Below are 679 nucleotides of genomic sequence, written 5' to 3' on the forward strand. Positions count from 1 at the left end.
GGTACAGAAAGCGACTTAAGCACGACAGCGTAAACTCTCGGGTTGAACCGCTCTCCTAAGGCTTTAATAAAGAGAGCCACAGAAAATTTCGTAATACACAGACTAAATAATGTACAAACAATAAATACAACAGCCTCTATATTAGAGCCCATGAAAATATAGCTACTGCCAATAGTTAGCCAAAATATATACGGTGCTGGATTTAGGAAGTTAATTTTTACTGCCGTAGCTAAGCTTGAGCTTTTGCTACCCCCGACACTAGGGTCGATGTTGTTTGGAGTTTTAAGTATTTTGTATGCAATAAGAGCTAGGTACATAGAGCCAAAGACAGAAATCGCAGAGATAAACAAGCCTATATCATTAAGCTGCAACGTTAACAGCAATGCCAGAAGTATAATTGGCCCATCGGTTACAATAGGTGCAAGGCTAGCCATAAACCCATTGTAATTACCTTTTGACATGGTTTGATGAATCACAAACACACCTAAAGGCCCCGGTTTCAGCCCTGCCACTAAGCCAAAAGTTAATGCTGCTAATGCGAAATACATGATATACCCAGTAGGTTACAACCCTACTAATAATGGCGAAGAAACAGGGTGGTTTTATTTGGAACGAAGGCTTCCCTGCATATAAGTAGTTGCATACTTAACCTGCTTATTGTTCATACTGTCCAAGAGTT

At 40.1% G+C, this 679-nt stretch carries 1 protein-coding gene; it reads right to left on the minus strand.

The features are described 5' to 3' along the window. Positions 1-548, minus strand: a 548-nt coding sequence (locus tag A3756_RS18705; protein ID WP_068554273.1) for a LysE family transporter, incomplete at its 3' end; no start/stop codon positions are given. Between the last annotated feature and the right edge of the window lie 131 nt (positions 549-679).

It is taken from the genome of Oleiphilus sp. HI0086 (assembly GCF_001635225.1).